Source organism: Roseitalea porphyridii, assembly GCF_004331955.1.
Lineage (GTDB): Bacteria > Pseudomonadota > Alphaproteobacteria > Rhizobiales > Rhizobiaceae > Roseitalea > Roseitalea porphyridii.
In genome coordinates this window covers 224,529-245,494 of sequence record NZ_CP036532.1, presented here as the reverse complement: position 1 = coordinate 245,494, position 20,966 = coordinate 224,529, and the positions used below count along the sequence as shown (strand labels likewise).

The following is a 20,966-nucleotide window of genomic DNA, read 5'->3' as shown; positions in this document are numbered from 1 at the left end:
CGCACCCAGGAGCATACGACACCAGGTCAGGCACGAGGGCAAGCGGCGATGAAGGGCTTCCAACTGTTGGCATTCGCCGCGACGCTCGCCTGTTCAGTGGCCGGTGCCGTCCAGCCGGCCTCCGCGGAACTGCGGGCGTTGCTGATCGGCGTTTCGGACTATGACGACGCGACCGCCATCGCCGACCTGCGCGGGCCGCGCAACGATGTGCGGCTGCTGGCCGAAACGCTGCGCGAACGGGGCGCGGACGACATCGCCATCGTCGCCGACGGCGTGGGCGACGGCACAACCCCGACCCGCGCGGCGATCCTTTCTGCGTTCGAGGCGCTGCGAGACCGGGCGACGGCCGGGGACCTGGTCTATGTGCACATGAGCGGTCACGGCACGCGGCAAAGGGACATGAACGGCGACGAGACCGATGGCTGGGACGAGGTCTTCCTGCCGGCCGATGCCGCCAAGGCCGATCGCGGATCGGGTCTGATACCGAACGCGCTGGTCGACGAGGAGATCGGCGAGGCCATCGACGCGATCAGGCGCACCGGCGCCGACGTGTGGTTCGTGCTGGACTCCTGTCATTCGGGCAGCGGCCTGCGTGCGGCCGAGATCGGTGTCGCATCGCGCTTCGTCGATCCGGCCGTGCTCGGGATCGAGGCATCCGGTGCGGTGACGGACGATGCGCCGGGCCCGGAGCCCGAAGGCGGATTTGCCGAACATCGCCCGCAGGCAGAGCCGGACGGCGGACTTCTGGCATTCTACTCGGCGCAGTCGTCGGAGGTGGCGCGGGAGGTCGATTTTGCCGGAAGCGGAGCAGACGAGGACTGGTATGGCCTGTTCACGGCCAAGCTGGCCGCCCGCATGCAGTCTTCGGCGGCGATGAGCTACCGGCAACTTTTCCAGGCCGTCATGTCCGACATGGCGACCGCCGCAATCCCCGCCTCGGCGCGCCTGCAGACACCGCTGTGGGAGGGCACCTTCGTCGATGCTCCCGTGTTCGGCGGCGCCGCGATCGACCGTGTCCGTCAATACGCGATCGACTTCGACACCATCGATGCGGGCACGGTCCACGGACTTGCGGTCGGAACCATTGTGGGGCTCTTCGCCGACGCGGCGGCGGGACCCGAGAATCGCCTCGGCCTCGCGCAGGTCTCCGAAACCGAGACCCTTCGGGCATATGTCCGGCCGGTGGGCGACGATTGCCGTGCGCAGACCGGGTCCCTGTGCGCGGCGGTCGGGGACCTTCCATCCGGGGCGCGCTTTGCACGCCCGATCGCCACGCCGGTCGACTTCACCGTTCGCTATTCGCCGGTGACCGACCCCGAGACCGGCGACCCGCTGGCGGCGGATCATCCGGCCGCCGAGCGCCTTGCCGCCGCGATCGACGCGTTCGGCCAGGGCGCGGCGATCGATGCGGCCGATCACGATGTCGTGGTCTCGGCGACCGCGGACGGGCTTCGCTTCAGCCGCAGTTCGGGCGAGACCGGCCTGACCTGGCGGCCTGCGGACGGGCCGCTCGAGGCCGTCTTCGAACGCATCGCCAGCGCTGAAAGGCTGGCATCGGCGCTCGAAGCGATCGCCGAAACGGCCAGCCCGTTCGGCAGCGACAGCCCGATCGAACTGTCGGTGGCGGTTGCAGCCAGCCCACCCGACGAGCTCCGGCCGGTGCGCGCGCTTAGCGATCGCGAAGCCATCCGCCGCGAGTGCATCGCGATCATCCGGGGTGGCCGCCTTCGCGCGCCGGTTCCGCTCGAGGAGGCCGGATGGGCGGTCAAGCAATGCGATCAGCTTGCGGTCACGGCGCAGGGCCTGTTTCCCGGCGCGCGCGACGTCAATCGCATCCATATCGACTCGCGCTTCTGCGTGCATGCCAGCTACGCCCGGATCGAGGATTTCGCGTCGGGCGGCCTGATCGGCCCGCCGATGGTGATGTGCTCGGACTGCCCGGATGGGCGCTCGGTGGGCGCGGAGCGGCTCTACGTGGCGAGCGCCGAGGCGCGCCCCAATGCGGAGGCCTTCAATCTGGAAGGCGTCGTCGAGAACTGCGCCGGCCAGACCCGGTCGGGCGCTGGGAGCGCCGCGCTCGACTATCTCGCCGGACTTGCGAGTGGTGGCCCGACGCGCGGCGCCATGGGCGGGTTCGGCGGCGCCGATGTCTGGGTCGAAAGGTTCGCCTGGCAGGTCCTGCCGCGCGCCGAGGCGCTCCGCCGCGCCGGCATCGCGATCGACGGCGAATAGCGCGGCCGTCGGCGACCCCTTGCCGGTCAGAAGCCGGACGGGACCACCTTCAGACCGGCCATCTGCCAGGCCTGAAGACCGCCGCGATACCAGTAGACGTTCGTGTAGCCGGCAGCGATCGCGCGCAGCGCCGCGTTGTGGCTGAGCCAGCACATCGGATCGCTGCAATAGATGATGATCGGTGCCCCCGTGTTGCCACGGGTGAGCTGGCCGAGCCACTGGGCGGTCTGCTGTTGTATGCGGTCCGAAAAGCTGCCTCCCTGCGCCATGCCTCGCGCGGTCATCGCGCCGGGAAGACTGTATTCACCCCCGAGAACGTCGACGACGACCATGTCGATGCCCTTCACGTAGGCTTCGACCAACCCTTGCGTGTTGACCACCTTCCCGCCGGCGATCTCGAGCGGCGTGGGCGCATGAAACTGGCCGTGCCTCAGCCGGTCGGTGGGCGCAACGCCGAAGTCGCGCGATTCGAAGGCGAAGACCTCGGTCGGGATCTGAGGGATTTCCGCCTGCTCCGGTGGCGGCGGCGGTGGGGGCGGAGGCGGCGGGTCGACCAGATCCTCGGGCGGCGGCGGGGGTGGAGGCGGTGGTGGCGGATCGTTGTCGGCGGTCGGCCCCGTGTCCCATTCGGTATCGGCGAAGCTTCCCGCTCCTCCCTCTTGGGCAGCGTCGCCCGGGTCGTCGGTCGTATCGAAGCTGCCGCTGTCGAAACTGCCCTCGCCGAAGCTGCCGCCTGTGCCGGCGGTTCCGGCGTCCCCGGTCGCCGGCGCCGCACCCGCTCCGCCATCGGCGAAGCTGCCTTCATCGAAGAACTGGTTCTGCGCCAGAGCCGGCGTGCAGGCCAGCGCGACGAGTGCGGCTCCGGCCATCAGGGATCGTGCAATGCGTTTCATGTCCGCCCCCTAGCCACCGGCCACGTGCCCGGCGATCCAGTCATAGTAGCGGGCGAGATTTGTGTAGACGGCAAACAGTTCGGGATGGGCACAGGGCTCGTCCGCGTTCAGCGGCTCCTGGCCCCATGACACGATGCCGACCTGCAGCCAGCGACCATCCTCCTCGCGCACCATCAGCGGACCGCCGCTGTCGCCATTGCAGGAGGTCCGCTCGCCGGTCGGAACTCCCGCACAGATCATGTTGGCGTTCAGCCTCGGCCCCATGTTGGCGACCAGGATGTCGAAGGCCTCCTGGATGCGGTCGATCGGTATGTTGCTGGAAACGCCGATACCCACCAGCATCGAGCCGAGGTCGCGCTTGGTCTGCTCGGCCATGCCACGGTTGCAGACCTCATTCGGCACGATATCGATGTCGGTCTCCAGCAACTGGTAGGGAACGGTGGCCGCCGCGATCAGCCCCCAGCCCATGACGACGGCCGGCCCCTGCGGCACCGGCTGGTTCTGTTGGGCGACCCGCACCGCGCCGACCGGTCCGGAAGAGGTCGTGATCGGCTCGGCAAGCCGGATCAGCGCGATATCGTTGTCGATCAGCACCGGGTCGTAATTCTCGTGGACGACGATTTCGGCCGCGCGCCGCAGGTCGCCATCGAAGACGAACACCGAGCCCGTCACGACGCCGATCGTGGCGGGGTCGATCGGTCGTCCCTCCATGTCGACGACGCAGTGGGCGGCGGTCAGCACCCACTGGCGGGTCAGCAGGGTGGCGCCGCAGAACTGCGACAGGATGCGGCTTTCCTCGTCATCGCCGTAGCGCTCGAGCTCCACGATCGCCGCCTGCCCCGGCCAGGCGCCCGGCTCGGATTCGCGGCCGCCGATGATGCGGGAGGCTTCGCCGGGCGCGGCGAGCGAGGCCTGACGCTTCTGCTCGAAGACATAGTCGGCGATCGTGCGTTCGTCGGGTGCGGGCAGGGCGATGTCCGACAGGGTCGTGTCGGTGAGCGATCCGTCCTGTGCGCCTGCAATGACCGGCCAGAGGCCGATCGCGGCGCCGGCGAGCGCGCCGAGAAGTGTTTTCTTCAAAGGGTGGGCCATCGAGGTCTCCTTTGTCGGCCGATCGGTGAACTGTGTAACCTGGCTGTCATGGACGCGGCATGTCTGCCGACGCGCGTCAACGCTGTCGCGGCCGGCACGCGGCTCGGCGCGGCGGCAGATTGGCGATGTTCGAAGAAGGGTGGCGGCGCGCCCGGTTCTACCGGCGCGAGACCGCTCGACGGCGGCCGATCCGGAGCGGCCGCGGAGATCACGGCTGCAGGCCCGTCATGGCATGCTTGGTCCGGTTCATCGCAATGCCCCCGGCAGATCGCTGCGTCATCAAGCTTGCAATCGTGACCCCATAACAGCTTACTATCGTCCCGAAATCAACCGAGTAGCCTCTTGGGGGAGCAATGAGGCAGACCGTGACCCGTCGTCAGCGGCCCGATGCGTGCGCCGATCCGCCCGCCGCGGCGAGCTGGCTGACAAAGGACCAGCGCCGCTGGACGGCCCTCGTCGCGGCGGTCTGCCTTGTGTGCATGTCCATCGTCGATACGGGCAGGGCCAGCGAAACCGGTGCGACAACCAGCCCTGTCGCCGGGCACGACGGAACGGTGGAGACGATCCTGCCGGAGACGGTGCGCAATGCGCTCGCCGCGGTGCAGGCCGAGCATCGCGCCCAGCCTCGGACGGACGTCATGCTGCCGGCGGGTCCGGCGTTGCTGAGCTACGCGGCAGCACTGACCGATGAGGGACGCACGCATGCCGCCCGGCTCGTGCTGGGGTCCATCCTCGAAGATGGCGGCGTACGCGGCGATGCCGCCGCTATGGGCCTTGGCACGCTCATCGTCCTGACACAGACCTATCTGGCCGACGACGATCCGGTCCGGGCGACGCTGTTGCTCGACCTGATCGATGGCGCCGGTTCGGAAGCCCTCGCGCGTCTGCCCGCGCCCATGCGCGATCGGCTGGAGGATGCGCGGGCTACGCTCGCCGCGAACGCCGGAACACCCGGCGACGGCGATGCGATGCGGACGGCATGGGCCGAGCAGGCGCGGCAGCTCATGGCCGAGCTGTCGGCCGATGCACCTGAAAGGCAGGCGCGCTTCGCCGCGTTCGTGGAGGCATTCGGGAGCGTCGAAACGGGGCGCATCGACGCCGCCGCCGAGAAGTTCGTCGCGTTCGTCGAGGATGAGGATGCACTCGCCGCGCTCGCGACACTGATGATCGCACGCCGGCTCACGATCGGCTCGAACGGTCCGGGTGGCGTTGCGGTCGGTCGGAACGTCGCGGCCGGTCGCTTCTGGCTCGAACGGGTGCTCGACATGCCGGTTGCTTATCTCGCCGCATATCCATCGGCCATGGCGGACAATCGGCATCCGATCGAGACGCTCGTTCTGGCCAGCGGCGTCTATCGTCAGGACGCGCATTTCGATGCCGCGTTTTCGGTCGCTCTCGCCGAAAGGGCGGCGGAGATCGCCGAAGCCATCGGACCCGACCATAATCTTCACTACACATCGGCACTGGAGGCGCGGGCCTCCGCTCTGGAAATCTCCGGGCGTAGCCGGGCCGCCGAGGCGGCATGGGACCAATTGATCGCCCACTACGATCTCTCCCCCGGCCATGCCGCGCGAACCGATGCCGAACGCCGCCGCCATGCCGGTGCCGTGGCGTCACGGGCGGCGCTGGCCGCAAGAGAGCCGGGACGTGAGGATGAGGCCGAGGCCGGCTTCACCGACGCGCTTCGGATCGCGGAGGCCGGAGGGCTGGCCCTGGTCGATTTGCGCGCCGAGCTGCTCGCCCGGCTCGGCGCGTTCTACGACGAACTGCAACGCACCGATCAGGCGCTGGACGTCTATCGCTCGGCCGTTGCGCTGAGCGAGCGGACGGGCGCCGATGACGGTCAGGGCTTCGTCTACACGCTCGCGCGGCTTGGTTCGCTCGAGGTGCGCGCGGACGCGCTCGACGCGGCCTCACGCACGCTGACCCGTGCCCGCGCGATGGCCGCGGGCGTGCTCGCCGAGGACGATCCGATCCAGACGGCGATCCTCGACGATCTGATGCAGATCTACGAAAGGCGCGGCGAACCCGTACCGCCGGGGCTCCGCCGTGCGCGCGACGCTGCGGCATCCGCGCAATCGGGCAGCCCAGCGCCGATCGTGGTACGGGAACGAGAGTTTGGCCGAATAATTGATGACGTCAGCACTGCCTTTGGCCGTGGTGACTGGGATGCGGCGGCGGCGAGCGCAGAGGCCGCGCGCGACCTTGCCAAGGAGCATGGCGACACGGGCTGGGAGATAGACGCCATCGGGCTCCTGGCCAGGATCGAATCGCGCAGGGGCAACGATCGTGCGGCGCTCAACCATTACCGGCAGGCCGAGGCGCTGCTTGCCGACAGTCCGATGACGACGCTTGCCGAGCGCCAGGACGGCTTTCTGGCCCATATGCAGACGGCTGTCATTGCCGCCAACGAGGATGGAAACGACCCCGACACGGCGCTTCTTGCGGAAGCCTTCGGCGTCGCGCAAAGGCTCAACAGGGCGCGCGTGGGCGGCAATGTCGAACAGGCCAATCTTCGCCGCGCGGCCGGCAGCCGTCCGATCTCGGCGGCGCTGCGGCGCCTGCAGGCGGAACAGGAGCGGCGCGAGGGACTGGCTGCTGAACTGGCGTTGGCGCTGGCGTCGGGAGAGCCCGTCACGCCAGTACGCGAGCGTATCGACGCGCTCGACGGCGAGATCGCCGCGCTCGAAGCGGATGTCGAAGCGCGCTTCCCGGCCTATGCGGACCATCTGTCGGACACCGTCGCCTCGCTCGAGCAGGCCGCTGCGGTGCTGGCGCCGAACGAGGCGCTTGTCCTTTTTGCCACCCGACCCGTTCGCAACGCCGACGCCACATTGCAGACCGGCGCGGCGATCGTGCTGACGCGAGGGGGCTATGCGGCAAGCCTGATCGGTCACGACGGAGACCTCGGCGCGCTGGCCCGCCGCCTGCGCTGCGCGGCCGCGCTCACCGATCCGCGCTGCCAGTCAACGGGGCCATCGTCGTCGACCCAGCGCGGCGCCTTTGCGGTCGATGAGCCACCGCAGAACGGGTCAGCCACGGAAACGCGCGCATTCGACTATGAGGCGGCTCATGAGGCCTACGAAACGCTGCTCGCGCCGCTGCCGCTCGACCTGACTCTCGACGGCATCGATTCGCTGATCATCGTCCCCGATTCCTCGCTCGTCGCCATGCCGTTTCATCTGATGGTGACCGAACCGGTTCCTCCTGGCACCGATTTCGCGGACGCGCCCTGGCTTCTGAGGCGGGCCGCCGTGACGGTCGCGCCGACGGTCGCCAGCTTCGTCGGGCTGCGACGAGAACGCGCGGGCGCGGAGTTGGCGTCACGGCGGGCGGGATTTCTGGGGATCGGCGACCCTCTGATCGGGCAGCAGGCCGGCGGCCCGATCGCGTTCGATTGCAGCACGGTGCTCGAAAGAACCATCGATGTCGCAGGCCTCGATCTGCCCCTGTCGCAGCGCGGGGCCCTTGAGGACGTGACCGCCCTGCGAAATCTGACCGCACTGCCGGATACGGAATGCGAACTGGTGGCGACGGCGGACGTCTTCGGCGCCGATGCCGAACTGCTGCTGCACGAGCGCGCGAGCGAGGCGGCAATCAAGAACCTGAGCGCAGAAGGGCGCCTTGATGATTTCTCGGTCATCTCGTTCGCCACGCACGGGCTCATTGCCGGTGAAGTCGGCGCCAGCAATGCGGGGCTGGTTCTGACGCCGCCCGACGAGCCCGGTTCGGACGATGACGGGCTCCTGACCAGTGCGGAGATCGCGACGCTCGAACTCGATGCCGATTTCGTGCTGCTGTCCGCGTGCAACACGGCGGCCGGCGATGCGGCGGACGCTGAAGGGCTCTCCGGCCTTGCGGGGGCCTTCTTCTTCGCCGGCGCCCGCAACCTGCTCGTCTCGCACTGGCCGGTCTATTCGGATGCGGCCACGCGCCTGACGACGGGGCTGTTCGCGGCGCTTCAGGGCCGGTCCGACATGAGCCGCGCGCAGGCGTTGCGCGCATCGATGCTGGCCATGCTCGATGACCCGTCCGCAAGCAGCCGGCAACGCCATCCGGCCTACTGGGCCCCGTTCATGATCGTCGGCGAGGGCGGAGCGCAGTGAACGGCGCCGATCGTTGCGATCGCCGCGACTATCGAGCCGGGGTCATTTCGGTCCAGACCTGATCGGGATAGAGGGCGCCGGGATCCTGCCCGGCCTCGAGGGCCAGATACTGTCCCTGATCGCTGACGTAGAAATCGTCATAGTGGATCGGCATGTCGACCTCGTGGCCCGAGACGGGATCGAGCATGGGGCGAACCTCGTGGATGACATCGAGGAAATCCTGATGCGCCTGGTCCGCCGTGTCCTGGCGGCTCTGCCAGGACTGCATCTGCATGTCGGAGATTTCCCGCTGTGTCTGCATCCAGATCTCGTGCCGGCGGCGGGCTCCCTCGCGTTCGATCGCCGCGATGTTGGCGCGAACCTTGGCTGTGGCGGCGGACCAGCGCGGGTTGAAGCGCCATGACTGCTCGATCGTATCGAAGGTGGAAGACATCGCGTCCAACTCGCCGGCCGGCGCCCAGCGGGTGACAATCGGGAACGTCCAGGTCGTATGCATCGTGTTGACGTTGATGTCGTTCGGGTTGCCCTCGGCGACGACGCCATAAGCGACAATGACGAGATCGGCTTCAGTCGCCACGCCGCCATTGTTGAAGGCGATCCGGACGCGCCTTGCCTGCTGCCACGGGCGTGACCCCTGGACGGGTGTGAGCTGTGCTGCCTGCCGCGCAAGCATCTGCTCGATCTCCGGAAGTGGTTCTTCGGCGATGACGCGTCCGCCCGGGGCGCGCCGCGGGATGACAAAGCGCTCCACGATCGTCCGGGCGTCGATGGCGGGCGACCAGTGGCAGTCCGTGCCAGCGATCTGGCGTTTGAGCGCCTCGATCTTCTGCTGCATCTCCATCTGCTGCTGCTGCATCTGCGCCTGCAGCATGCCTTCCGTACCCGGCACGGCCGGGATCAGCGCCGCGAAGGCGTCGGGGTTGAAGCGGATGTCGAAGAAGTCGAGCTTCAGGCCGGGCAGCATCTGCAGGCCGCGCCTTCCATCGGCGCTCCGCGTGACGAACCGCGTATCGAAGATCTTGTCGGCGCTGCACCTGCGCATCCAGTCGATGCCGCTTGTCGTCTTCCAGTCGGCCGGAACGAGTGCCGCGGCTGCATCCACGGGCCTTTGCCAGCCGTGACGGTCGACGATGATGTGGCGCTCGAGCAGCAGAGGTTCCTGAGCCTGGACGGCGGGCACCAGAAGCATGATGGTCGCCGCCGCACATGCCAGCGCGACGACCCGATTGCGCAATGCGTTGCCGATCATGGCAGCCCTCCCCAGCACCCGCTTGCTCATCCTACCATGGCGTCCCGGCGCCTCAAAGCCGCGCCGCCATGATGCGGAAAGCCGCGCATCCGAAACGCCCCGGCCTACGGCCTGTCGCCGTCGCGTCCGGACGGGCCGTCTTCGATCGCCTCGAGCGCGTGGTCGGCAAGGCTGCGTCCGGCCTCGTGCATGGTCAGGTAGGTCTGGTCGGCGCCGGCCTTCTTGATCAGGCCGACATGATCCTCGTAGAGCGCATGGCTGACCACCGGGCCCTCGAACCCGCGCGCACGGAGCGTGCGCGCGGCGATCAGCTTGGCCTCGATGTCGTCCATGGCGAGCACCGCCGCTTCGATACCCTCCAGATTTACCCCGTTCCAGAAATTGCTGTCCTCGGCATCGGCGAAGATGACGTTGCGCCCTTCCTGCGCATGGGCGCTGGCCTTGTAGGTGTCGGCGTCGAGCCCGACCGGACGTTTGCCCTCCCCGACCAGCGCGTCATAGGCGGCCGAACCGGTGCGGCCCATGCCGAATATCAGCACGTTGGCATCGCCGAGCTCCGTGGGCTGCTCGTCGGGATGGCGTGTTCGCCGCTCGAACGGTTGGAGCCGTTCCTCATACCGCTCGAACAGAGGATGAGCGAGCCGGTTGACCGGGGCTGCAATCAGGAAGGAGACCGAGACGGCGATCGCGAGCGGCACGAGGAAGGCTTCGGCAGCCGGAATGCCGGCGGCGACGATCAGCCCGAACTCGCTGTATGCGGTCAGCGACAGCGCCGCCAGGAACGCGGTGCGCGCCCTGAGGCGGAAGGCGACGAGCAGGGCGAAGAACAACAGGCCCTTCAGCGGCAGCAGAACGCCCATCACGAGCGCGAAGACGATCGCCTCCCAGTCCGGCAGGCCGGACATGCCGATCGACAGGAAGAAGCCGACCAGGAAGACCTCCTTGAGCGACCACAGCGATTCCGACAGTTCGGTCGCGCGCGGATGGTTGGACAGAAGCAGCCCCATCACGAGCGCACCGATCTCGCCCTTCAGGCCGATCAGTTCGAAGCCATAACCGCCGATCACCAGGCTGAGCGCCATGCCGGTCAGCACGAGCACCTCGTCATGGCCGGCATAGTCGAGAAGCCGGTAGAGGATCGGGCGGAGCAGCGGCGTCGCGAAGATCAGCAGCGCCAGCGGTCCCGGCGCCTCGCCCGAAAAGACGGCCAGCACGACGAGCGCGATGATGTCCTGCACGATCAGGATGCCTATCGCGGTGCGACCGTGGAAGTTGCCAAGCTCCCGCTTGGTTTCCAGCATCTTGGCGGCGAGCACGGTCGACGAGAAGGCGAGCGCGATGCCGACGAGCAGCGCGACGGTCCAGTCGTCCGTGAAGAGCAGACGCGCGACCGGACTGAAGATGACGACCGACACGACGAAATGAAGAAGTGCCCCGCCGACAACATGCGGCTCGCCGATCTGCCTGAGCTTCAGCTTCAGCCCGACGGTGAACAGCAGCAGCAACACGCCCAGATGCGCCAGATGGTCGAGGATCGGACCGGTGCTCGGCGGCATGCCGAAGCGCGGGCCGACGGCGTTGATGAAGAAGCCGGCGGCGAGAAAGCCGACCAGCGGCGGCAACCCGACCTGGCGCACGGCGATGCCGAACAGGAAAGCCGCTCCAACCGCGAAGACCTCGAACACCATGCGCGTCGCCCCTCTTCATGTTGCCGCCGGCCATCTCAACGCGCGCCGGACATGCACGCCGACGCCGATGGATCCGGAGCCCCGCCAGCCTAACCGCGCATTGCGGCGATGGACAATCCGGCGATGACCTGCGTCCGACTCCGGGCGAAAGCGAGCCGCCATGGCGGCAATGTCGTAAACCGGCGGCAATTGGGCGCTGCAGCAATGGCTACAGAAGACGCGCTGTGAGACGCCGGAAGCATCATCGTGCTCTGACGCAGGGGACCGACCATGATTCACGTGCTGTCCGGCGTCTGGGCGCTTCTCGTCGGCATCGTGCTGATCATGCTGGGTAACGGCATGCATTTCACGCTGATCGGCCTGCGCGGCGACATCGAGGGGTTCTCGGCAGCCGAACTGGCGGTCATCACTTCGGGCTATTTCGTCGGCTTCCTGTCGGGCGCGCGCCTGACGCCGCTGATGATCCGCCGCGTCGGCCATGTCCGCGTCTTCGCCGCGCTCGGCAGCTTCATGTCCGCGGGGCTGATCGCCTACACGCTGCTCGCCGAACCATGGGCCTGGACGATCCTGCGTATCCTGCTGGGTTTTTGCATGTCGGGAATCTACGTGGCGGCGGAGAGCTGGCTGAACAATGCGGCCACCAACGAGACGCGCGGCAAGCTGCTGTCGGCCTACATGATCGCGCAGACGCTCGGCATCATCGGCGCGCAGGGCCTTCTGACGCTCGGTGACGCGGGCACCGCCGCGCTGTTCATCGGCGCCTCGATCCTCGTTTCGATCTCCTTTGCGCCGATCCTGCTGTCGGTGGCGCCCGCACCGGTCGTCGAAGTCACGCGTCCGATGTCGTTGCGCGAACTGTTCGCGAGTTCGCCGCTCGGGACGGTCGGCATCTTTCTTCTGGGAAGCGTCTATGCGACGCAGACCGGTATGGGCGCGGTGTTCGGCACGCAGGTCGGCCTGACCGCAGCGCAGATCGCCCTTTTCGTGGCGATGCTGTTCACCGGCGCTCTCGTGCTGCAATACCCGATCGGATGGCTTTCCGATCGTGTCGATCGCCGCAAGCTGATCTTCGGCCTGGCGGTCGGCGGCGGGCTGTCATGCGGCATCGGCTGGATCGCCGGCAGCGGCGCCGCCTTTTTCGCGGACGCAGGGATATGGCCGCTCATGGCGGCCGCGTTCCTGGCGGGCGGCGTGACGACGCCGCTCTACGCGCTGTTTCTCGCCTACACCAACGATTTCCTGTCGACGGAGGACATGCCCGCGGCCTCGGGCGGGCTCGTCTTCACCTTCGGCCTCGGGGCCATCGCCGGGCCGCTGCTCACCGGCTGGGCGATGCAGGGCTTCGGCGCCTTCGCCTTCTGGCTGGTGCTTGGCGCGACATTCGTCGTCATGGCGCTCTATGCGCTCTACCGCATGACGCAGCGCGCGAGCGCGCCGGCCGAGGAAACCGAGAGCTATCTCGGGGTCATTCCATCGGCATCCCCGGTCGCCGTGGAAGCCGCCGGTGCGTGGGCGGCCGAACAGGCCGAAGATCAGACCGGGGACCAGACCGAAGACGAGGCCGACACGCCGGCCTGACGGCGGCGCGTTCACCTACGCCGATGCAGCACCCTACCGATCGCCTCATTCGAGCAATCGGCAGAGCGGGACCTGGTGACGGTGCTGACGGGATCGGGCCCGACCGCCGCCCAGCCGGTTCTTCTCCCGGTTCGCAGATGGCGTATTCTACGAGCAGTTTGGCGTGAATTGCGAGTGCTTTGTCGTGGTCGACATGCGAACCAATCGGTGTCACCGCAAGCAGGAGACATTGCATGACACGGAAACATCAGACGGCTCTCGTCACCGGCGCCTCCTCCGGCATCGGCAAATCCATCGCCGAGCGGCTTCTGAAGGACGGGCTGACCGTCTACGTCGCCGCCCGCAGCGTCGACAAGATGGCCGATCTCGCCGACAAGGGCGCCATCGTTCTTCCCCTCGACATCACCAAGCAGGACCAGATCGAGGCCGTCGCCGCGCGCATTGTCGAGGGCCATGGCGGCGTTGACGTCCTCGTCAACAATGCTGGCTACGGGCAGTACGGCCCGGTCGAGGATACGCCCGTCGAGACGGCCCGCTACCAGTTCGAGGTGAACCTTTTCGGCCTTGCAGGGCTCACGCAGTTGCTGCTGCCGGCGATGCGCGACAAGCGGCAAGGCATGATCGTGAACATCTCGTCCATCGGCGGCAAGCTCTTCACCCCGCTTGGCGCCTGGTATCACGCGACCAAACACGCGCTTGAAGGCTGGTCCGACTGCCTGCGACTGGAACTGAAGCCCTTTGGCATCGACGTGGTCATCATCGAGCCCGGCTTCATCAACACGGGCTTCGCCGATACCCTCGGAGGCAACCTGACCTTTCGCAGGGATGGTGCCTACGCCGAATATGCGGGCCGGTTCGAGGGGCGCGTCGACAAGGCGAGGACCACCGGAGAGGGATCGCCGCCGAGCGTCGTTGCGGACACCGTGGCGCGCGCCGTGCAGGCACGCCGCCCGCGCACACGCTACGCGACGGGACAGATGGCGCGGCCCCTCCTGTTTCTTCGCTGGATCCTGAGCGACCGGACGTTCGACCGCCTCATTGTGAGCCAGTTCTCGTGACCCGGCCCTTCGTGCTGGACATCGGCTGGGCCGCGGTTCTGGACGAGTTGCGTATCCGGCCGGACGACCTGTTGCGCGCCGCGCGGCTGCCGGCGGACCTGCTGCGCCAGGAGCGCCCGACCGTCGATACCGCCGGCATGCTGCGTCTGTGGACGGCGCTCGCCGGGCTGACCGGCAAGTCCGCGCCGGGTCTCGAGATCGCTCGGGCGCTGCCCGTGGAATCGTTCAGCCCGCCGCTGCTGGCGGTGTTCTGCAGCCCGAACCTGAAGGTGGCCATGGAGCGACTCGCGCTCTTCAAGCCGCTGTTCGGGCCGTTCCGGTTGAGCGTGTCGTCCGAAGACGGGGTGCTGAGCGTCTGCCACACCCCGGATCCCGGGATCGACCTGCCGCCCGATTTCGTCGGGCTCGAACTGGCCTTTCTCGTGTCTCTGGCCCGCAAGGCGACGCGCGTCGATATCCGGCCCCGTCTGGTGTCGTTCGTGGACCCGCCGGAAAGGCGGCCGTACGAGGCCTATTTTGGCGTACGGATCCGGAAGGGTTCGTCAAATCGCGTCGTCTTCAGCGCGGAGGATGCCGCGCGGCCGTTCCTCAGCGCGAACCCGGCGCTCTTCTCCGTCTTCGAGCCCGAGCTGCGCCGGCGCCTCGAGGAACTGCCTTCGGGCGCCTCGGTGACGGAACGTCTGCGCGCGGCACTGGTCGAAACCCTGCCGAGCGGTCGGGCGGCGATCGGCGACATTGCGCCAAGGCTTGGCCTGAGCCCGCGCAGCCTGCAGCGCAGGCTTGGCGAGGACGGCACGAGCTTTCAGGCCGAGCTTCGGGACCTTCGCAAACGGCTCGCCGAGGATTTTCTGAGCAACACGGCCCATTCGAGTTCCGAGATCGCCTATCTCCTCGGCTACGAGGACCCCAACTCCTTCATCCGGGCCTTCCATGGCTGGACCGGCACGACGCCGGAGGCCGTGCGCCGCGCGCCCGCGCAACCGGGAGGCGCCCCGCCCCCGTGAATGCCCAAAGCCGCATTGCCACCTTTCCTGATCCCCGCTCCCGAACCGGGGCTGGCAGGTTTCATCGAAACGCCAACAACGAGAGATATCGACATGCAAATGAGCGCCCTCGCCTCACAGGCAATGACCTATGCCATCATCGCCCTGGCGGTCTTCATGCTCGGCTGGGGCGTGCTCGGGATGCTCGAGTATTTGACGGGCGCGGCGCCCGTCATGGCGCTTCAGAATCCGACCTTTCCGCCGGGAACCCAGTTCCTGCACTGGGTCCTGATAACCACGTTCGGTGCGGTCTTCCTGATAGGATACGCGACCCGATGGCAACTCACGCCGTTCGCGGTCATTGTCCTGTTCGCAATGCTGGCGACGATGTGCTTCATCCAGACATTCGACTTCATGACGAACAGCTACCGGTTCGCGGCATTCGCATTCGAGTGTGTCCTGTACCTCGCCATCGCGACATACCTGCTGCGGTCGGAGCGGATGCGTTCGTGGTTCCGGTAGGTCTGACGGAAGACCGGTGACCCCGTTCGGGGCTGCAAAAACCGGTCACGTATGGGATGGCGGTGAGAGAGGGATTCGAACCCTCGAGACGGTTTCCCGCCTACACGCGTTCCAGGCGTGCGCCTTCAACCACTCGGCCACCTCACCTTACCAGTCGTCGCTCCACCGAACCGGTCGAGCGGGTTGAAGGGCGCACGCACCCTTTCCGGTGATGGCGTTTTCCGCCGAAGGCGGAAAATCGCAGGTGCGCCTTCAACCACTCGGCCACCTCACCTTGCACTCTTGTCCAACCCTGAGGCCGGACGAGAGGCCGACTCCTAGCGCGCAACCGCGCTGCAAATCAAGATCGGATCGCCGGCCCCGGTCCGCAAGCCCTGTCGCCGTCGAAGCCTTTCGGCGGACGGGCCGCTCGGGTATGGTCCGACCGAACGATCCGGGGAGGGCGAGGCGTGACGCGGCTGATCGAAATCGTCGATGAACGGCACCGGGTGGCGATCGCGCCCGAAGTGGGCGCGGCGATCGCGCGTGCCGACGCGATGACGCGCGATGGCCCCGTACCGATGCTGCGCGGCTGGCACGGCGGCGAGCCGGCGCCGTTCGCGATGGGCTCGAACCTGCTGGTCCCCTTCTCGAACCGAATCTCCGGCGGAGGCTTCAGTTTCGAGGGGCGTTTCCACCCGCTCGCGCCCAACCTCGATGGCGAACCCTATCCGATCCATGGCGACGGGTTCCAGGCCGCATGGACCGTGATGGACGCCGGCCCGTCCGCGGCGACCCTGTCGCATGACGGGACCATGGGCGATTTCGTCTATCGCGCGAACGTCCGCTACGCGCTTTCGGATGCGGGCCTTCAGACCACACTCGACATCGAAAACCGCGGCGCACCGCTGCCGTTCGGCGGCGGGTTTCATCCATGGTTCGTGCGCTCACCGGACACGCGGCTCGCCTTTCGCGCCAAACGGGTCTGGACCGAGACCGAGGACCATCTTCCGGTCGATCACGTGGCGATCTCCGAGCTGCCGCACTGGGATTTTTCGAACGGCGCCCTGCTGCCGCGAGGCTGGATCAACAACGCGTTCACCGGCTGGGACGGCCGGGCTCGGATCATCCAGCCCGACGCTGGCATATCGATCGGGATCGAGGCGGGCGAGGGCCTCGACGTGGCGGTCGTCTTCTCGCCGGCGCCCGATTGCGGCTTCTTCTGCTTCGAGCCGGTCAGCCATGGCGTCGACGCGCACAACCAGCCGGGCCTTCCGGGGCTGGTGACACTCGCGACCGGACAGACGCTGCGCCTTTCCATGCGGCTTGGGTGGACGCCCCTCGAACGCTGACGCAAAGGCGCGGGGCCGCGCGCCGCCGACGGGGCGGGCATGGCCGATTGTGTTTTGCGCGATGCGGCGATATGCACGCGCCAATTCGTGCGCGACACCCATGATCCGCTTCATCCTTGTTACCGTCTCGATCATCTGCCTCGCCCTTGCGGTGATCTTCGCCGTTCTCGATCTGACGCGCTCGATCGGCGCGGACGCGCCGGTCCTGACCCCGCTCGCCGAGAGCTGGGACGGCATCGCGCCGGGCACCCGCGATAGCCTCGCCGACTGGCTGGCGAGCACGGTCCACCCCTTTGTCGGCGATCCGGTCCTGGCGACATTCGTCACCTGGCCGACCTTTGCGGTGCTCGCCGGCCTTGCGCTGCTGTTCGGCTTTCTGGCCCGTCTGCGGAGACGGAAAAGGTCCGCCATCGGCTAGGACCATGCGCCGTTCGGCGCGCGGGATGGCGAATCGCTTTTTTGTCGACAGACGATGACGGCCCATGCAAAAGTCCGCGCCAAGACGGCGCTTTGCCGTCCATAGGGAGGCCGCGCCCGTCCGGCGCGCGGCGCAAAACCGCAACAGTTACACAGGGTAAGTCAGAATGAAGCGCTTTGTACTTGGCCTTCTGGCCGCAACCGCGATGACGGCCACGGCCCACGCCGAAACTCCGGCCATCGTCTACGATCTGGGCGGCAAGTTCGACAAGTCGTTCAACGAGGCCGCCTACAACGGCGCCGAGCAGTTCAAGGAAGAGACCGGCACCGACTATGTCGAGTTCGAGATCCAGAACGAAGCCCAGCGCGAGCAGGCGCTCCGCCGCTTCGCCGAACGGGGCCATTCGCCGGTGATCATCGCAGGCTTCTCGGCAGCCCAGGCCGTCGAAAAGGTCGCCCAGGAGTTCCCGGAGACCAATTTCGCGATCATCGACATGGTGGTCGACCAGCCGAACGTCCGCTCGGTGGTCTTCAAGGAGCAGGAAGGCTCCTATCTGGCCGGCATCATGGCCGCCAAGGCGTCCGAGACCGGCACGGTCGGTTTCGTTGGCGGCATGAACGTGCCGCTGATCTCGGCCTTCGCATGCGGCTATGTGGGCGGCGTCAAGTCGGTCAATCCGGATGCCGAAGTGATCGTCAACTACACCGGTGACACCCCGGCCGCGTGGAACGATCCCGTGCGGGGCGGCGAGATCACCAACGCGCAGATCTCGCAGGGCGCCGATGTGGTCTATGCGGCCGCCGGCGGCACCGGCATCGGTGTGCTGCAGGCCGCCGCCGACGCCGACAAGCTGTCGATCGGCGTCGACTCCAACCAGAACCATCTGCAGCCCGGTTCGGTGCTGACCTCGATGCTCAAGCGCGTCGATGTGGCCGTGATGGAAGCGATGAAGGACGGAACCGAGGGCGAGTTCACCACCGGCGTCCAGGTTCTCGGCGTCGCCGAAGACGGTGTCGGCGTCGCCGTCGACGAGAACAACGAATCGCTGCTGACCGACGAGATGATGCAGGCCGTCGAAGAGGCCCGCGAGAAGATCATCTCCGGCGAGATCGAGGTGCACGACTACCGTACCGACAACAACTGCCCTTACGGCTCGGTGGGCTGACGCCCCATTTGCCGAAGAACATGAAGGGCCGCCGGTGGCAACGCCGGCGGCCCTTGCCTTGGAGACCGCTTCGATGAAACCGAAGGTCCGTGTGGCGAGCGTGCAGATGGCGCTTGAGCCGGCGTCCTCGCGCGATGCCTTTCGTAACCGTGTCGCCCATTTCGTCCGCGTGGCGGGCGAATATGGCTGCGACTTCGTTTGTTTCCCCGAGCATTTCACGCTGCAACTGCTGGCCGCCGCCGCGACCATGATCCCCGCCGAAGCGACGGTCGACGCGCTGACGGAACACACCGAATGGCTGCGCGGATTGCTCGGCGAATTGGCCCGCGAGCACGACATCAACATCATCGGCGGATCGCACGCGACGCGCCGCGAGGACGGCTCGGCGTGCAATCTGAGCATCGTGACGCGGCGGGACGGCTCTGTCGCAACGCGGACCAAGCTGCATCCGACGCCCGACGAGCGCGACGTCTGGGGCATATCGGGCGGCGCGGCGTGCGATGCGATCGACACCGACTGCGGGCCGGTCGGGGTGATGATCTGCTATGATAGCGAGTTTCCCGAGCCGGTGCGGCGGCTGGTCGACCAGGGCGCCCGGCTCATCTTCGTGCCCTACCTGACCGACACGCGGCACGGGCATCTGCGCGTGCGCTATTGCTGCCATGCGCGCACGGTCGAGAATCAGTGCTACGTCGTCACGGCCGGCTTTTGCGGCAATCTGGCCAACACGGCGAACCTCGAGATGGCCTATGCGCAGTCGGCGATCCTGACGCCGTCCGACCACGGTTTTGCGCGCGACGGCATCGCCGCCGAAGCCGAACCGCAGATCGAGCAGATGATCTTCGCCGATCTCGACATGGATCTGCTCGAGGCGGCGCGCCGGGACGGCGCCGTGCGCAATCTCGCCGACCGGCGCGCCGATCTCTATTCGGTGAGTTGGCGTGGCGAAACGGGAGCATCGGACTGAGGCTCCGGCGGGTTCGCCGGCATGCTGCCGCGTTCCCCCTCCTGCGGCCGCAAGCCATAGCGCTCCACCAGCGTCCAGACGTGGTCGGGCACCATGTGCTTGATCGCGGCCGGCCGACGCCGCCGCAGGTGAAGAACGGTCTCGATCGCCTTCATCTCGAGCCGCGCCCGCGCGAATTCGAGGCCACGCGGCCCGGTCCTCGGCTGGAGCCACGCGACGATGCCGCGCATGAAATCCGGCATGCGGCGCAGCGGCAGGCCCCCGGCGGCGCGCTCGGTGTTGGCCATGAAACCTGTCACCGGCGACTCGCGGCGGCCCTTCGATCCCGGCGCCTCCAGTTCGATCTCGCCTTCCAGCAGATCGAGCATAGCCGCGCCGCGTTCGTTGCGCACGATCAGCCACTGGTCGCCCTCGCCGCCCATGTAGCCGACCGTGATGTCGGACAGGGCGTTGGTGTAGTCGACGCAGGTCCGGCAGGTCAGCGGAAAGAAGTCGGCCGGCAGGTCCGAAATGGGCAGCTTGAGGAACGGGATCGTTCGAACGCGTCCATCGTCGTAGCGCAGTTCGACACGATAGTCGGCGCGGAATTCCAGATAGCAGATCTTATCGGGCTCGGGATCGAGCCGCGCGAGGAAGGCGTGGAAGTTCTCCGTCGTCGTGTTGTCCGAGCAGGGCGTGCCGACGACATAGATCGCCTCGAAGCCCAGTTCGGCTTCCAGCGCCCGCAGGGCATAGATCTGGCAGGGAATGCCGATCACCGCGATCCGCTTGTGGCCGGCCGCGGCGGCCGGTTCCAGAAGCGACAGGAGCGGCGCGAACCCCATGCGCATGCCCCGGCACCGGGCCATGTCCTCGGGACGCGTCACGAGCATGGGGACCGGCTTCCAGCGATCATCGGCGTCGGGCGCCACCGCAAGGACCGCATCAACCATGTCGGAGGCGAGCATGGCCTCGCCGATGCGGGTGGCGATACCGGTCCACTGGGCCCCCGGCCGGGGCTCGGCAAGGCGCGCCCGCACCATCGAGCGGTGGACGCCGAAGAAGACCTCGTCGGGCTTGAAGGCGCCGTCGCGGGGGCGACCGTGCACGGCCTTCTCGAGGCCCGGATAGTCCGGAGCGATGAACTGACAGGCGCGTCCGCAGCGCTTGGGATCGGAGGAACGCGAAACTCCGCAGTCTGTACAGAGCGCGCGGTGCGGCGCGGGCGTCATGTCGGGCGTCAACATGGGTTGACGTTAACCGAGATCGCGCCGCCCGGCCAGTCCGGGAGTGGGCCGGGCGACGCGGGAGCGGTGGCGAGGGTGGCTACCGCCCCATCTGGGCGCGATCGCGCAAACGGTCGAGTTCGCGGGACGCGTTGACTTCCAGCGGCAGACCGGCCGCCCATTCGACGTCGGCCTTCGTGGTGCCCATGTCACGATAGACCCAGTCCTCCTTGCCGAGCAGTGCGCGGAATGCCTGCCGGTTCAGTCGCTGCCGGCGCCGTTCGGCGGCCAGCGCGCGGCGGGCGTCGAGCCAGCGGGCGGCCGCGTCGGTCAGCCGGCGCGCCAGCGTCACCGCTTGGGGGCGGGCATGGCTTGCATGATTGCTTTCGAAGACGGTCATCGGTCCAACTCCTTTCGATGCGCCGCACGAGACGGCGGTTGACTGGACAATGGTCTTCATGCTTACTTCAATCAAACGA

The 20,966-nt window shown here is 67.5% G+C and carries 16 protein-coding genes and 1 tRNA gene; 10 read left to right on the top strand and 7 right to left on the bottom strand.

The features are described 5' to 3' along the window. Window positions 1-48: 48 nt before the first annotated feature. Entirely contained in the window at window positions 49-2,232 is a 2,184-nt protein-coding gene (locus tag E0E05_RS01190; protein WP_158629240.1) for a caspase family protein, read from the top strand. A gap of 26 nt (window positions 2,233-2,258) precedes the next feature. On the opposite strand, the gene E0E05_RS01185 is transcribed toward E0E05_RS01190, so the two are convergent. Together E0E05_RS01185 and E0E05_RS01180 are read right to left on the bottom strand one after the other, a co-directional pair. Beyond that, on the bottom strand, window positions 2,259-3,125 hold the full coding sequence (locus tag E0E05_RS01185; protein ID WP_131615029.1) for a rhodanese-like domain-containing protein: 867 nt from the start codon (window positions 3,123-3,125) through the stop codon (window positions 2,259-2,261). Window positions 3,126-3,134: 9 nt separating this feature from the next. Continuing rightward, window positions 3,135-4,217 (bottom strand): S1 family serine peptidase, encoded by a 1,083-nt coding sequence (locus E0E05_RS01180; protein ID WP_131615028.1) that lies wholly within the window; start codon window positions 4,215-4,217, stop codon window positions 3,135-3,137. A gap of 365 nt (window positions 4,218-4,582) precedes the next feature. Here E0E05_RS01180 and E0E05_RS01175 point away from each other — a divergent pair, with 365 nt between their 5' ends. Next, on the top strand, window positions 4,583-8,323 hold the full coding sequence (locus E0E05_RS01175) for a CHAT domain-containing protein (protein ID WP_131615027.1): 3,741 nt from the start codon (window positions 4,583-4,585) through the stop codon (window positions 8,321-8,323). Between the two features lie 28 nt (window positions 8,324-8,351). Here the strand turns inward: E0E05_RS01175 and E0E05_RS01170 are convergent, their stop codons facing one another. Both E0E05_RS01170 and E0E05_RS01165 read right to left on the bottom strand, forming a co-directional pair. Continuing rightward, on the bottom strand, window positions 8,352-9,572 hold the full coding sequence (locus tag E0E05_RS01170; protein WP_131615026.1) for a hypothetical protein: 1,221 nt from the start codon (window positions 9,570-9,572) through the stop codon (window positions 8,352-8,354). A 104-nt stretch (window positions 9,573-9,676) separates the two neighbouring features. Continuing rightward, window positions 9,677-11,260: a cation:proton antiporter family protein gene (locus E0E05_RS01165; RefSeq protein WP_131615025.1), complete on the bottom strand. Its 1,584-nt coding sequence runs from the start codon at window positions 11,258-11,260 to the stop codon at window positions 9,677-9,679. Between the two features lie 270 nt (window positions 11,261-11,530). On the opposite strand from E0E05_RS01165, the gene E0E05_RS01160 reads away from it, so the two are divergent. The 4 genes from E0E05_RS01160 (at window position 11,531) to E0E05_RS01145 (ending at window position 15,401) form a co-directional block, all read left to right on the top strand. Next, complete coding sequence (locus tag E0E05_RS01160) at window positions 11,531-12,838, top strand: MFS transporter (protein ID WP_131615024.1); 1,308 nt, start codon at window positions 11,531-11,533, stop codon at window positions 12,836-12,838. 233 nt (window positions 12,839-13,071) lie between these two features. After that, window positions 13,072-13,896, top strand: coding sequence for an oxidoreductase (locus tag E0E05_RS01155; protein ID WP_131615023.1), 825 nt, complete (start codon window positions 13,072-13,074; stop codon window positions 13,894-13,896). Then, window positions 13,893-14,900 carry an AraC family transcriptional regulator gene (locus E0E05_RS01150; RefSeq protein ID WP_131615022.1) on the top strand — a complete coding sequence of 336 codons (1,008 nt, stop codon included), beginning with the start codon at window positions 13,893-13,895 and terminating at the stop codon, window positions 14,898-14,900. Before E0E05_RS01155 ends, E0E05_RS01150 begins: the two co-directional genes overlap by 4 nt. Continuing rightward, window positions 14,901-15,401 carry a hypothetical protein gene (locus tag E0E05_RS01145; protein WP_131615021.1) on the top strand — a complete coding sequence of 167 codons (501 nt, stop codon included), beginning with the start codon at window positions 14,901-14,903 and terminating at the stop codon, window positions 15,399-15,401. Between the two features lie 57 nt (window positions 15,402-15,458). On the opposite strand, the gene E0E05_RS01140 is transcribed toward E0E05_RS01145, so the two are convergent. Further along, a tRNA-Ser gene (locus E0E05_RS01140) sits at window positions 15,459-15,548 on the bottom strand. Window positions 15,549-15,850: 302 nt separating this feature from the next. Here E0E05_RS01140 and E0E05_RS01135 point away from each other — a divergent pair. The 4 genes from E0E05_RS01135 (at window position 15,851) to E0E05_RS01120 (ending at window position 19,282) form a co-directional block, all read left to right on the top strand. After that, window positions 15,851-16,732 carry an aldose 1-epimerase gene (locus tag E0E05_RS01135; RefSeq protein ID WP_131615020.1) on the top strand — a complete coding sequence of 294 codons (882 nt, stop codon included), beginning with the start codon at window positions 15,851-15,853 and terminating at the stop codon, window positions 16,730-16,732. A gap of 100 nt (window positions 16,733-16,832) precedes the next feature. After that, window positions 16,833-17,150: a hypothetical protein gene (locus E0E05_RS01130; protein WP_131615019.1), complete on the top strand. Its 318-nt coding sequence runs from the start codon at window positions 16,833-16,835 to the stop codon at window positions 17,148-17,150. A 166-nt stretch (window positions 17,151-17,316) separates the two neighbouring features. Beyond that, window positions 17,317-18,315 (top strand): BMP family lipoprotein, encoded by a 999-nt coding sequence (locus E0E05_RS01125; protein WP_131615018.1) that lies wholly within the window; start codon window positions 17,317-17,319, stop codon window positions 18,313-18,315. Between the two features lie 73 nt (window positions 18,316-18,388). Continuing rightward, window positions 18,389-19,282, top strand: coding sequence for a carbon-nitrogen hydrolase family protein (locus E0E05_RS01120; RefSeq protein ID WP_131615017.1), 894 nt, complete (start codon window positions 18,389-18,391; stop codon window positions 19,280-19,282). Here E0E05_RS01120 and E0E05_RS01115 read toward each other — a convergent pair. After that, window positions 19,240-20,508, bottom strand: a complete 1,269-nt coding sequence (locus E0E05_RS01115) for a Coenzyme F420 hydrogenase/dehydrogenase, beta subunit C-terminal domain (protein WP_131615016.1) — start codon at window positions 20,506-20,508, stop codon at window positions 19,240-19,242. The genes E0E05_RS01120 and E0E05_RS01115 overlap by 43 nt on opposite strands. 79 nt (window positions 20,509-20,587) lie before the next feature. Further along, window positions 20,588-20,887 carry a hypothetical protein gene (locus E0E05_RS01110; RefSeq protein ID WP_131615015.1) on the bottom strand — a complete coding sequence of 100 codons (300 nt, stop codon included), beginning with the start codon at window positions 20,885-20,887 and terminating at the stop codon, window positions 20,588-20,590. Window positions 20,888-20,966: the final 79 nt, after the last annotated feature.